At 70.3% G+C, this 12612-nt stretch carries 10 protein-coding genes; all 10 read right to left on the bottom strand.

The window, feature by feature from the left end:
• Positions 1–100: 100 nt before the first annotated feature.
• On the bottom strand, positions 101–2029 hold the full coding sequence (locus CCN56_RS02110; protein ID WP_086822728.1) for a TIGR03960 family B12-binding radical SAM protein: 1929 nt from the start codon (positions 2027–2029) through the stop codon (positions 101–103).
• A gap of 52 nt (positions 2030–2081) precedes the next feature.
• Positions 2082–3650 (bottom strand): CYTH and CHAD domain-containing protein, encoded by a 1569-nt coding sequence (locus CCN56_RS02105; RefSeq protein ID WP_086822725.1) that lies wholly within the window; start codon positions 3648–3650, stop codon positions 2082–2084.
• Positions 3651–3668: 18 nt separating this feature from the next.
• The gene (rodA, locus tag CCN56_RS02100; RefSeq protein WP_086822722.1) at positions 3669–4868 is read right to left on the bottom strand and encodes a rod shape-determining protein RodA; all 1200 of its coding nucleotides are present in this window, start codon (positions 4866–4868) and stop codon (positions 3669–3671) included.
• 4 nt (positions 4869–4872) lie between these two features.
• Positions 4873–7119 (bottom strand): penicillin-binding protein 2, encoded by a 2247-nt coding sequence (gene mrdA / locus CCN56_RS02095; protein ID WP_086822719.1) that lies wholly within the window; start codon positions 7117–7119, stop codon positions 4873–4875.
• A 19-nt stretch (positions 7120–7138) separates the two neighbouring features.
• Positions 7139–7807, bottom strand: coding sequence for a rod shape-determining protein MreD (mreD, locus tag CCN56_RS02090; RefSeq protein ID WP_086822716.1), 669 nt, complete (start codon positions 7805–7807; stop codon positions 7139–7141).
• Positions 7804–8811, bottom strand: a complete 1008-nt coding sequence (mreC, locus tag CCN56_RS02085; RefSeq protein ID WP_086822713.1) for a rod shape-determining protein MreC — start codon at positions 8809–8811, stop codon at positions 7804–7806. Before mreC ends, mreD begins: the two co-directional genes overlap by 4 nt.
• A 64-nt stretch (positions 8812–8875) precedes the next feature.
• Positions 8876–9895: a rod shape-determining protein gene (locus tag CCN56_RS02080; protein WP_017239313.1), complete on the bottom strand. Its 1020-nt coding sequence runs from the start codon at positions 9893–9895 to the stop codon at positions 8876–8878.
• A gap of 246 nt (positions 9896–10141) precedes the next feature.
• Positions 10142–10555: a nucleoside-diphosphate kinase gene (gene ndk, locus CCN56_RS02075; protein ID WP_041129227.1), complete on the bottom strand. Its 414-nt coding sequence runs from the start codon at positions 10553–10555 to the stop codon at positions 10142–10144.
• 66 nt (positions 10556–10621) lie between these two features.
• Positions 10622–10978: a DUF4233 domain-containing protein gene (locus CCN56_RS02070; protein ID WP_086822710.1), complete on the bottom strand. Its 357-nt coding sequence runs from the start codon at positions 10976–10978 to the stop codon at positions 10622–10624.
• Positions 10979–10983: 5 nt separating this feature from the next.
• Entirely contained in the window at positions 10984–12483 is a 1500-nt protein-coding gene (locus CCN56_RS02065) for a folylpolyglutamate synthase/dihydrofolate synthase family protein (RefSeq protein WP_086822707.1), read from the bottom strand.
• Positions 12484–12612: the final 129 nt, after the last annotated feature.

Genomic DNA, 12612 nt, shown 5'->3' with positions numbered 1-12612 from the left:
CCCCCGGAACGACCTGGCCGAGGCCCACTCGGACCACTGACACACGAAGAGGCGCCCGGACGGTGATTCCGTCCGGGCGCCTCTCCGTTTCGCCTTCGCGCTACTTCTTGACCGTCAGCGGCAGCAGCTTCTTGCCCGTCGGGCCGACCTGGATCTCGGTCTGCATCGCCGGGCAGACGCCGCAGTCGAAGCACGGGGTCCAGCGGCAGTCGTCGACCTCGGTCTCGTCGAGGGCGTCCTGCCAGTCCTCCCAGAGCCAGTCCTTGTCGAGGCCCGAGTCCAGGTGGTCCCAGGGCAGGACCTCCTCGTAGGTGCGCTCGCGGGTGGTGTACCAGGCGACGTCCACGCCGACCTCGGGGAGGGTCTTCTCGGCGCAGGCCATCCAGCGGTCGTACGAGAAGTGCTCGCGCCAGCCGTCGAAGCGGCCGCCGTCCTCGTACACCGCGCGGATGACCGCGCCGAGGCGGCGGTCGCCGCGGGAGAGGAGGCCCTCGACGATGCCGGGCTTGCCGTCGTGGTAGCGGAAGCCGATGGAGCGGCCGTACTTCTTGTCGCCGCGGATCTTGTCGCGGAGCTTGCGCAGGCGCTCGTCCGTCTCCTCGGCCGACAGCTGCGGGGCCCACTGGAAGGGGGTGTGCGGCTTGGGGACGAAGCCGCCGATGGAGACGGTGCAGCGGATGTCGTTCTGGCCGGAGACCTTGCGGCCCTCGGCGATCACGTTCATCGCCATGTCGGCAATCTGGAGGACGTCCTCGTCGGTCTCCGTCGGCAGGCCGCACATGAAGTACAGCTTCACCTGGCGCCAGCCGTTGCCGTAGGCCGTCGAGACCGTACGGATCAGGTCCTCTTCCGAGACCATCTTGTTGATGACCTTGCGCATGCGCTCGGAGCCGCCCTCGGGGGCGAAGGTGAGGCCGGAGCGGCGACCGTTGCGGGTCAGCTCGTTCGCCAGGTCCACGTTGAACGCGTCGACGCGGGTCGAGGGGAGGGACAGACCGATCTTGTCCTCCTCGTACCGGTCGGCCAGGCCCTTCGCGATGTCGGCGATCTCCGTGTGGTCCGCCGAGGACAGGGAGAGGAGGCCGACCTCCTCGAAGCCCGTCGCCTTGAGACCCTTCTCGACCATCTCGCCGATGCCGGTGATGCTTCGCTCCCGCACGGGGCGCGTGATCATGCCGGCCTGGCAGAAGCGGCAGCCGCGGGTGCAGCCGCGGAAGATCTCGACGGACATGCGCTCGTGGACGGTCTCCGCGAGCGGCACGAGGGGCTGCTTGGGGTACGGCCACTCGTCGAGGTCCATGACCGTGTGCTTGGACACACGCCACGGGACGCCCGACTTGTTCGGCACGACACGGCCGATGCGGCCGTCCGGCAGGTACTCCACGTCGTAGAACGCCGGGATGTAGACCGCGCCGGTCTTCGCGAGGCGGAAGAGGACCTCCTCGCGGCCGCCCGGCCGGCCCTCGGCCTTCCACTGGCGGATGATCTCGGTCATGTCGAGGACGGCCTGCTCGCCGTCGCCGATGATCGCCGCGTCGATGAAGTCCGCGATCGGCTCGGGGTTGAACGCGGCGTGGCCGCCGGCGAGCACGATGGGGTGGTCGACGGTGCGGTCCTTCGACTCCAGCGGGATGCCCGCCAGGTCCAGGGCCGTGAGCATGTTCGTGTAGCCGAGCTCCGTGGAGAAGCTCAGGCCGAACACGTCGAACGCGCCGACGGGGCGGTGGCTGTCCACGGTGAACTGGGGCACGTTGTGCTCGCGCATCAGCTCTTCGAGGTCCGGCCACACGCTGTAGGTGCGCTCGGCGAGGACGCCCTCGCGCTCGTTCAGCACCTCGTAGAGGATCATGACGCCCTGGTTGGGCAGGCCGACCTCGTACGCGTCCGGGTACATCAGCGCCCAGCGGACGTCGGCGGACTCCCACGGCTTGACCGTGGAGTTCAGCTCTCCACCGACGTACTGAATCGGCTTCTGCACGTGCGGGAGCAGAGCTTCGAGCTGCGGGAAGACAGACTCGGCAGCAGACATCTCGAACCTTCGTGAGCTGGCAGGGGGGCGACTCTCAAGCGTACCCCGGTGCTCAGCTGGTCAGTGCCGCCGTGAGCTTCGGGGCCGAGGCCCGCGCCCAGAGCTCGGGCAGTTCCCGCTCGGCCGCGTCGGCCGCCGCTTCCTCGCGGCCGTAGAGAAGTCCCCAGGTGAAGGCCGATTCGCCGACGCCGTGGGCCATGATCCCGAATTCCCGGAGGGCGGCGCGGGCGACGACGGAGTCCTGGTGTTCGCCGAGGAGGGACTGGACGGCCTTGATGCGTTTCGAGAGCCGCTTGGCGGGCTTGCCGAGGGCGGGGCGGGCCGCGTCGGCGGCGTAGCGGGCGCGTTTGGCGGCCTTGCGGGCCTCGTGGAGGGCGAGGTCGCGCTCGTGGCCGGGGCCGAGGGAGAGGGCGTGCTCGATCCGGCGGCCGAGGCGGGCGTGGTCCTTGCGGACGGCGCGGGCGAGGACCGGGCGGGCGTCGCGGCGGGCGGCCTTGCGCAGCGGCGGGTCGGCGAGGAGCGCGTCGATGGTGTCGAGGAGGGTGAGGTGGCGGGCGGAGTCGAGGGCGGCGAGGGCCTGGTGCCGGGCGTTCCTGGCGAGGGCGGCGTCCCGGCGGCGCAACCGGGCCTCGACGGGGCCGAGGACGAGGGCGGGGGGCAGGTCGGCGACGCGGGCATGCAGCCGTGCGTCGAGGACCTCCTGGTCGCGGGCGACGCCGAGCTCTCCGGCGAGCCACTTCAGCTCCTCGCCGACGGGGTCGGTGACCTGCCGGTCGAGGACCTTGCGATAGGTCTTGAAGGCGCTGCGCATCCGCCGGCAGGCGACGCGCAGCTGGTGGACGGCGTCGGGCAGGTCGCGGCGTACGGCGGGGTCGAGGGCGACGATCGCCTCGGCCTGTTCGCGTACGTAGGCGAGGACGGCGGCTCCGGCGGTGCCGGGGCGCTCCGCCGGGGTGGAAGGGGTTTCCCGCTCCGTGGCGGGCGCGGCGTGCGGGCCGGCCCCGTCGCCCGGCAACTCCGGTGGCGGGGTCGTCTCCGCCAGGGCCCTGGCCAGTTTCGACGGGGCTTCCGAGGGGAGGATGCCCGCCTTCTTGAGGCGTTTCTCGATCGCGTCGAGGATCGCCGGGTCCGCGTCGTCGGCGAGTTCGACCTCGATCTCGGTCCAGGCGGCCTCCGCTCCCCCGGGCAGCCGTTCGGCATGGACGGTGTCGACGGAGAGTTCGGCGAGGAGGGTGCCGTCGGCGTCGAGGAGGCGGCGGACGTCACGGGAGGAGCGGAGGCGGACGGCCGGGACGATCTCGGCGCCGCGGACGCGGGAGCGCAGGAGCTCCGCGAGCTCGTCCGGCAGGGTGTCGCTCAGCGGGGCCCTGACCTCGTCGCGGATGCCGGCGGCGACGGGGAACTTGATGTGCCAGCCGGCGTCGCTGCCGCCGGTGCGGCGGCGGAGGGTCACCCCGTCGGCGGCGAGGCGCAGGTCAGGGGTGTCGTGGTAGACGGCGTCGAGTTCCATGACGCCGTCGTCCACGACGGACGAGACTCCGGGGACCCGGGTGAGGTCCGGAAGCCCCGTGTCCCCGGTGGCTTCGTACTTTCGCTCGATCTCGCGCTTCGTCTCCGCCATGCCTCGAATCTAGACCCGTCAGGCCGTCATCGGGCGTTGTACGCGGATCGACTGGAGCAATCCGATCGCCACCCATACGGCGAACATCGACGAGCCGCCGTAGGAGACGAACGGCAGGGGCAGGCCGGCGACGGGCATGATGCCGAGGGTCATGCCGATGTTCTCGAAGGACTGGAAGGCGAACCAGGCGATGATTCCGGCCGCGACGATCGTGCCGTAGAGCTCGGTGGTCTCGCGGGCGATGCGGCAGGAGCGCCAGAGGATGACGCCGAGGAGGACGAGGATCAGGCCGGCGCCGACGAAGCCGAGTTCCTCACCGGCGACGGTGAAGACGAAGTCGGTCTGCTGTTCGGGGACGAACTGGCCGGTCGTCTGCGAGCCCTTGAAGAGGCCGGCGCCGAGGAGGCCGCCGGAGCCGATGGCGATGCGGGCCTGGTTGGTGTTGTAGCCGACGCCGGCGGGGTCGAGGTCGGGGTTGGCGAAGGCGGCGAAGCGGTTGATCTGGTACTCGTCGAGCATGCCGAGCGCGGTGACGAGGACCGCGCCGAGGACGCCGGCGCCGATGAGGCCGAGGACCCAGCGGTTGGACGCGCCGGAGGCGAGGAGCACGCCGAGCACGATGACGATCATGACCATGACCGAGCCGAGGTCGGGCATCAGCATGACGATGCCCATGGGGAGGGCGGCCAGGGCGAGGGCCTTGGCGACGGTGCGGTGGTCGGGGTGGAGCTGGTCGCCGGCGTCGACCTTGGCGGCGAGGAGCATCGCCATGATCAGGATGATCGTGATCTTCACGAACTCGCTGGGCTGGAGGGAGAACCCGCCGCCGATGACGATCCACGCGTGGGCGCCGTTGATGGTGGCGCCGAGCGGGGTGAGGACGGCGAGGATCAGCACGATCGAGAGGCCGTAGAGGATCGGCACCGCGCCGCGCAGGGTGCGGTGGCCGAGCCAGATCGTGCCGATCATCAGGGCGAGGCCGATGCCGGTGTTGAGCACGTGCCGGAAGAGGAAGTAGTACGGGTCGCCCTGGTTGAGCTCGGTGCGGCCGCGGGTGGCGGACCAGACGAGCAGGGAACCGATGCCCGAGAGGGCGAGCGCCGAGAGCAGGATGGGCCAGTCGAGCCGGCGGAGCACCGAGTCGCGGGCGGCCAGCTTGGCGAGGGTGCCGCGCTCGGGTGCGTACCGGGAGACGGAGAAGCCGTGGGGTGCGGTCATCCGTTCAGAGCCTCCCTCGGTGGGTGGCGGGCGGGCCCGCGAGCTGGTTGTCGTCGTCCGGCTTCTTCGCGGGGGTGGTCGGGTCCGCGGGCGGGGCGGGCGGCTGGGTGCCGTCGGCCTTCTCCGGGTCCACCTTCCCGGCCTCCGGGTCGTACGGCTTGATCTTCGGCGCGTCGATGGAGCCGTCGGCCTCGATCTTCGGCAGGTCCTTCTGCGGCTGCGGCAGCAGGGCCCGCTTGAGGTCCTGGTTGCCGGCGTCGTCGAGTCCGTAGAGCGCGTCGTAGATGTTGCGGACGGCGGGGCCCGAGGCGCCGGAGCCGGTACCACCCTGGGAGATCGTCATGACGATCGCGTAGTCCTTGGTGTACGTGGCGAACCAGGAGGTCGTCTGCTTGCCGTAGACCTCGGCGGTACCCGTCTTGGCGTGCATCGGGATCCTGTCCTGCGGCCAGCCGCCGAATCGCCAGGCGGCGGTACCGCGGGTGGCGACTCCCGCGAGGGCTTCGTCTATCAAGTTGCGGGTGTCGGCGTCGAAGGGGAGCCTGCCGTGCGACTTGGGCGCGATCTCGTGCACCTTCTTGCCGTCGGGGCTGATGACGGCCTTCCCGACGGTGGGGTTCCACAGGGTGCCGCCGTTGGAGATGGCGGCGTAGATGGTGGCCATCTGGATGGGGGTGACGAGGGTGTCTCCCTGTCCGATGGAGTAGTTGACGGAGTCACCGGCGCGCATCAGGTTGCCCTCCAGGCAGTTCTCGTACGAGAGCTGCTGGACGTAGGTGCCGCCCTTCTTGCCGTACTTGCACCACCAGTCCTTGTTGGCCTCCCAGAACTTCTGCTTCCACTGGCGGTCGGGGACGCGGCCGGAGACCTCGTTGGGGAGGTCGATGCCGGTCTCGGCGCCGAGGCCGAACTGGTGGGCGGTCTTGTAGAACCAGTCGCCCGGGTTCTTCTTCGGCTTCATCCCGCCGTCCTTGATCCACTGCTGGTGGGCGAGGGCGTAGAAGACGGTGTCGCAGGAGACTTCGAGGGCGCGGCCGAGGCTGATGGGGCCGTGGTTCTGCGATTCGAAGTTCTTGAAGACCTGGTTGCCGATGGAGTACGAGCTGGTACACGGGTAGCGGCCGTCGAAGTCGTAGCCCGCGTTGACGGCGGCGGTGGTCGAGATGACCTTGAAGATGGAGCCGGGGGCGGCCTGGCCCTGGATGGCCCGGTTGAGGAGCGGGAAGTTGGAGTCCTTGCCGGTGAGGGCGGTGTAGTCCTTGGCGGAGATGCCGCCGACCCAGGCGTTGGGGTCGTAGTCGGGCTGCGAGGCCATGGCGACGATGCGGCCGGTCTTGGCCTCCATGACGACGACGGCGCCGGAGTCGGCCTTGTAGTTCTCGTTGGTGTTCCTGTCGACGACCTTGCGGGCCTCGACCATCGCGTTGTGCAGTTCCCATTCGGCGACCGCCTGCACGCGGGCGTCGATGGAGGTGACGACGTTGGCGCCGGGCACGGCGGGGTCGTTCTTGGCCTGGCCGATGACGCGGCCGAGGTTGTCGACCTCGTAGCGGGTGACGCCGGCCTTGCCGCGCAGTTGCTTGTCGTACGTGCGCTCGAGGCCGGAGCGGCCGACCTGGTCGGAGCGGAGGAACGGGGAGTCGGTGTCCTTGGCCTTCTCGATCTCGGCGTCGGTGACGGGTGAGAGGTAGCCGAGGACCTGGGAGGTCCGGGCCTTGCCGGGGGCCGGGTAGCGGCGTACGGCGGTGGGTTCGGCGGTGATGCCGGGGAAGTCCTCGGCGCGCTCGCGGATCTGGAGGGCCTGCTGGGTGGTGGCCTCGTCGGTGACGGGGATCGGCTGGTAGGGCGAACCGTTCCAGCAGGGCTTGGGCGTCTTGGAGTCGCAGAGCCGGATCTTGTTGATGACGTCCTGCGGCTTCATGTCGAGGACGTCGGCGAGCCGGGTGAGGACGCCCTTGCCGTCGTCCTTCATCTTCATCAGCTCGGTGCGGGACGCGGAGACCACGAGCCGGGTCTCGTTGTCGGCGAGCGGGACGCCGCGGGCGTCGAGCAGCGAGCCGCGGACGGCGGGCTGGACGACCTGCTGGACGTGGTTGTTCTTCGCCTCGTCCGTGTACTCCTTGCCGTTCCGGATCTGGAGGTACCAGAGGCGGCCCCCCAGGGTGAGGAGCAGGGAGAAGACGAGGATCTGGATGACGACGAGCCGGATCTGGACCCGGGGGGTCCTCCCGGTCTCGGGGATGTTGGTCATGCTGCCGGTGCCCCCTCGGTCACAGTCGCTTGACTCCCTTGATGCGTCCGGCGCGTGTGGCGCGGCTCCGTGCGGCCTTCACGCGCAGGCCGCCGCGCTGGGTGCCGATCCTCAGACCGGTGCCGGAGGAGAGCCAGCCGGAGGCGACGTCGGCGCCGTTGCCGCCGCCGGTGTCGGCGAGCGGGTCGTTCTCGGCGCGGCGGGCCAGGGCCATGATGAGCGGCACGGTGAAGGGCGCGAGGAGCAGGTCGTACAGGCCCGCGGTGAACAGCAGGAAGCCGAGGCCGACATGGCGGGCGGCGGTGTCGCCGACGAGGGCGCCGACGCCCGCGTAGAGGAGCGTGGAGCCGATGGCCGCGGCGACGACGACGGCCATGGGACCGGTCGCGGAGGTCAGCCGGCCGTTGTCCGGCTTCGCGAGGCCGACGAGGTAGCCGATGACGCAGAGCACGAGGGCGTAGCGGCCTGCGGCGTGGTCGGCGGGCGGGGCGAGGTCGGAGAGGAGGCCGGCGGTGAAGCCGATGAGGGAGCCGCTGACGGGTCCGTACACGAGTGCGAGTCCGACGACCGTCAGGAGGACGAGGTCGGGGACGGCGCCGGGGAGTTGGAGGCGGGCGAGGACGGAGACCTGGACGACCAGGGCCACCACGATCAGGGTGGCGGAGAGGAGGATGCGGTTGAACTTCACGGTGTCACGCCCCCCTGGTCCTGCGTCTGGTCCTGCTGGTTCTGGTTCTCGTTCGGCTTCTGGCCCTGCTGCTGGCCTTCGGCGTTCTGCTGTCCGTCCGGTGGCGGCGGTGTGACCGTGACGGTGACGGTCGGCGCGGGCTTGGGCTTCTGCGGCAGGACCGTGTCGCGGGGGTCGGAGCGCGGGGCCTGGACGACGACGCCGACGATGTCGAGCTTGGTGAAGCCGACGTACGGGCGGACGTAGATGTTGCGGGTCAGACCGCCGCCCGAGGGGTCGACGCGGACGACCTCGCCGACGGGGACGCCGGGCACGAAGGGCTTGTCGGCGCGGGAGCCGAAGGTGACGAGCCGGTCGCCCGGCTTCACCTTGGCCTTGCCGTTGAGGAGCTGGACGAGCAGGGGGCTGTCGCCCTGGCCGGTGGCGAAGCCGAGTTCGTCGCTCTTCTCCATGCGGGTGCCGACGGTGAAGTCGGGGTCGTTGGCGAGGAGGACCGTGGAGGTGGAGGGGCCGACGGTGGTGACGCGGCCGACCAGCCCGGAGCCGTTGAGCACGGTCATGTCCCGCTTGATGCCGTCGCGGGCGCCGACGTCGATGGTGACGGTCCAGGAGAAGCCCTGGGCCGCTCCTATGGCGATGACCTGGGCGCCCTTGATGCCGTACTGCCCGGCGCCGGCGGTCTTGAGCATGGTGTCGAGCTCGTGCAGCCGGTTGCGGTTGCGGTCGTCGCTGCCGAGCTTCGCCTTGAGTTCGGCGTTCTCCTTCTCCAGGGCGGCGATCCGGGTGTGCCGCTCGCCGGAGTCCCGTACCGCGCCTATGGCGTTGCCGACGGGATCGACTGCGGCCGCCACACCGTTCTCGACGGGCCCGAAGACCGCCGCTGCGGCCTGTCGGGCACCGTCGACGGGTGACTCCTGACCGCCGCGGATGTCCACCGTGATCAGTGCGAACGCGATGGCGATCAGCAGCACCAGGAGCAGCCGGCTCTCTCGTGTGTCCCTCACGTGCGGCGGCCGTGCCTTTCCTCGTGGTTCGGTTGTTCGGCTGTACTACTGCGGTGGTGCGGTTCTAGCGGCGCGGCTGGGCGTCCAGGACCTGCTGAAGGGCCTCGAACTCCTCCACGCACTTGCCGGAGCCGAGCGCCACCGAGTCCAACGGGTCCTCGGCGATGTGGATCGGCATGCCGGTCTCGCGCCGGAGGCGCTCGTCGAGGCCGCGGAGCAGGGCGCCGCCACCCGTGAGAACGATGCCGCGGTCCATGACGTCACCGGAGAGCTCCGGCGGGCACTTGTCGAGGGTGGTCTTCACGGCGTCGACGATCGCGTTGACCGGCTCCTCGATGGCCTTGCGGACCTCGGCGGCGGAGATGACCACGGTCTTGGGGAGGCCGGAGACGAGGTCGCGGCCGCGGATCTCGGTGTGCTCGTCCTTGTCGAGGTCGTACGCGGAGCCGATGGTGATCTTGATCTGCTCGGCGGTGCGCTCACCGAGGAGGAGCGAGTACTCCTTCTTGATGTGCTGGATGATCGCGTTGTCCAGCTCGTCGCCGGCGACCCGGATGGACTGCGCCGTGACGATTCCGCCGAGGGAGATGACGGCGACCTCGGTGGTGCCGCCGCCGATGTCGACGACCATGTTGCCGGTGGCCTCGTGGACGGGGAGGCCCGAGCCGATGGCCGCCGCCATGGGCTCCTCGATGATGTGCACCTGACGGGCACCGGCCTGGGTCGACGCCTCGATCACGGCGCGGCGCTCCACTCCGGTGATGCCGGAGGGCACGCAGACGACGACGCGGGGGCGGGCCAGGTAGCGGCGCTTGTGGATCTTGAGGATGAAGTAGCGGAGCATCCGCTCGGTGATCTCGAAGTCGGCGATCACGCCGTCCTTGAGCGGGCGCACGGCGACGATGTTGCCGGGGGTCCGGCCGATCATCTTCTTCGCCTCGGCGCCGACCGCGAGGATGCCCCCGGTGTTGGTGTTGATGGCGACGACTGACGGCTCGTTCAGAACGATGCCTCGACCCCTGACGTACACCAGCGTGTTGGCGGTCCCGAGGTCGACAGCCATGTCACGGCCGATGAACGACATAGAGTTCCCCTTGTTTCCCATGGCTGAGAGTGGTGCGGCGTGGAGTTTTCCATCGTAGTGCCGCCCACGCGGATGGCGCGCGGTGGTCCACCTCTGTACAGGTGACGGCAGGACGCGGCGATCCGTTCCCGCAATGTGCGTTCATATGCCTGGGGGCGACCGAAATTCCTTCGGTCGCCCCACAGGGTGGTTCGTTCGGCCGACCTCGGCCGACTCCGCCTGACTTCGCGTCAGACGAGACCCGGGTCAGACGAGACCCGGGAAGAAGATCTTCAGCTCGCGGGCCGCCGACTCCTCGGAGTCCGAGGCGTGGATCAGGTTCTCGCGGACGATCGTGCCGAAGTCGCCACGGATGGAGCCCGGCGCGGCGGCGATCGGGTCGGTCGGGCCGGCGAGCGTGCGCAGGCCCTCGATGACCCGCTCGCCCTCGACGACGAGCGCGACGACCGGGCCGGACTGCATGAAGCCCATCAGCGGCTCGTAGAAGGGCTTGCCCTTGTGCTCGCCGTAGTGCTGCTCCAGCGTGTCCTGGTCGAGCTCGCGCAGCTCCAGGGCCGTGATGGTCCAGCCGGCCTTGCGCTCGATGCGGCCGATGATCTCGCCGATGAGACCACGGCGGACGGCGTCGGGCTTGAGCAGGACGAGCGATCGCTGGCTCACGGGGGAACTCCTTCGGAAAAGCGGTGTGCGGGACCTCCGAGGCTACAGGGCCCGCACGCCCCTCGATTACGCAGCGTCAGGCCCTGCCGAGGCCTGTGCGGCGGCCCAGCGGGCCTTGGTCTCGTCGATCCGCCGCCCGTAGTGCACCGAGGCCCACCACAGACCGGCGAAGACCGCTCCGAGGAAGAACATGGTGGGGACGAAGAAGCCGCTGAGGATCAGCCCCACTTGGAGGGCCCAGCCGAGCTGCACCCCGCCGGGCCGGGTGAGCATCCCGCACAGCAGCACCGAGAGGACCATGGCCACGCCGCAGACCCACCAGACGGTGGAGGTCGCGAGGCCGTCGTCCTTCATGGCGACGAGCCCGGCGAAGCCGATCACGAAGAACTCGCCGATGAGCGTCGAGGAACAGAGCACACGCATCGGGTTCAGCCCCTTCGCAGCAGCAGCCGGGCGTCGCCGACCGTGAAGATCGAACCGGTCACGAGGACACCCGCGCCGCCGTACTCGGCCTCTTCCTCCGCGAGGGTGATGGCCGCCTCGATGGCGTCCGGCAGCCGCGGCTCGACGACGACCCGGTCCTCGCCGAAGACCTCGACCGCGATCGCCGCGAGCGCGTCGACGTCGGTGGCCCGCGGGTTGGAGTTCGCGGTGATCACGACCTCCGCGAAGATCGGCTCGAAGGCCTCCAGGAGGCCCTTGGCGTCCTTGTCCCCGCTCGTGGAGACCACGCCGATGAGCCGGGAGAAGCCGAAGGCCTCGCTGACGCCCTCCGCCGTCGCCCGCGCGCCGTGCGGGTTGTGCGCGGCGTCCAGGATGACGGTCGGCGAGGAGCGGACGATCTCCAGGCGGCCCGGCGAGGCCACCTGGGCGAAGGCCCGGCGGACGGTGTCGAGGTCCAGGGTCCTGGCGTGCTCGGCGCCGATCCCGAAGAAGGCCTCGACCGCCGCGAGCGCCACCGCGGCGTTGTGCGCCTGGTAGGCGCCGTGCAGCGGCAGGAAGATCTCGTCGTACTCGCCGCCGAGGCCGCGCAGGGTGAGGAGCTGGCCGCCGACCGCGACCTCGCGGGAGACGACGCCGAACTCCATGCCCTCGCGGGCCACGGTCGCGTCCGCCTCGACGGCCTTCTTCAGCAGGACCTGGGCGGCGTCGACCGGCTGCTGGGCCAGGATGACGGTCGCGCCCTGCTTGATGATCCCGGACTTCTCGGCCGCGATCTCGGCGGTCGTCGCGCCGAGCCGGTCGGTGTGGTCGAGGTCGATGGGGGTGACGACGGCGACGGAGGCGTCGATGACGTTCGTCGCGTCCCAGGTGCCGCCCATGCCGACCTCGACGACGGCCGCGTCGACCGGGGCGTCCGCGAAGGCCGCGTACGCCATGCCGGTGAGGACCTCGAAGAAGGAGAGCCGGTACTCCTCGCGGGCGTCGACCAGCTCCACGTACGGCTTGACGTCCTGGTACGTCTCGATGAACCGCTCGGCGGAGATCGGGGCGCCGTCCAGGCTGATCCGCTCGGTGATGGTCTGCACGTGCGGCGAGGTGTAGCGCCCGGTGCGCAGCTCGAAGGCGCCGAGCAGGGCCTCGATCATGCGGGCCGTCGACGTCTTGCCGTTGGTGCCGGTGATGTGGATCGAGGGGTACGCGCGCTGCGGCTCGCCGAGGACGTCCATCAGGGCCGCGATCCGCTTGACGGAGGGCTCCAGCTTGGTCTCGCCCCAGCGGGTGGACAGCTCGGTCTCGACCTCGCGCAGGGCCTTGTCCAGCTCGGGGTCCTCGGGGCGGCTGGGCACGGGATCGCCCTGCGGCGGTCCGCCCTGCGTGCGCAGGGTGCGGCTGCCGGCCTCGATCACCGCCAGATCGGGGTCGCGGTTCGTCTCGGTGTCGACGATGTCGTCGAACTGGTCATTCGGGTCGGTCGGCTCGCTCACGGGCCCAGTCTACGGAGGGGGCGCGGCCGGGATTGTCCCGGGAAGGCGGAAACGGTCCGCCGTGTCAGCGGTCCGGGCCGGTCGGAACGGTCCGCCGGGTCAGCGGCCCAGGCCCGTCGGGAGGAGGGC

It is taken from the genome of Streptomyces sp. NRRL B-24572, assembly GCF_002156145.1.
GTDB lineage: Bacteria > Actinomycetota > Actinomycetes > Streptomycetales > Streptomycetaceae > Streptomyces > Streptomyces vietnamensis.
Note: the sequence above shows the minus strand (reverse complement) of the source record. Positions and strands in the feature narration are given on the sequence as shown.

Bases quoted from the DNA above. Each gene is read 5' to 3' on its own strand.
- CCN56_RS02105 (WP_086822725.1), bottom strand. From the start codon at position 3,650: ATGGCGGAGACGAAGCGCGAGATCGAGCGAAAGTACGAAGCCACCGGG.
- mrdA (WP_086822719.1), bottom strand. From the start codon at position 7,119: ATGACCAACATCCCCGAGACCGGGAGGACCCCCCGGGTCCAGATCCGG.
- CCN56_RS02110 (WP_086822728.1), bottom strand. From the start codon at position 2,029: ATGTCTGCTGCCGAGTCTGTCTTCCCGCAGCTCGAAGCTCTGCTCCCG.
- CCN56_RS02070 (WP_086822710.1), bottom strand. From the start codon at position 10,978: ATGCGTGTGCTCTGTTCCTCGACGCTCATCGGCGAGTTCTTCGTGATC.
- rodA (WP_086822722.1), bottom strand. From the start codon at position 4,868: ATGACCGCACCCCACGGCTTCTCCGTCTCCCGGTACGCACCCGAGCGC.
- CCN56_RS02080 (WP_017239313.1), bottom strand. From the start codon at position 9,895: ATGTCGTTCATCGGCCGTGACATGGCTGTCGACCTCGGGACCGCCAAC.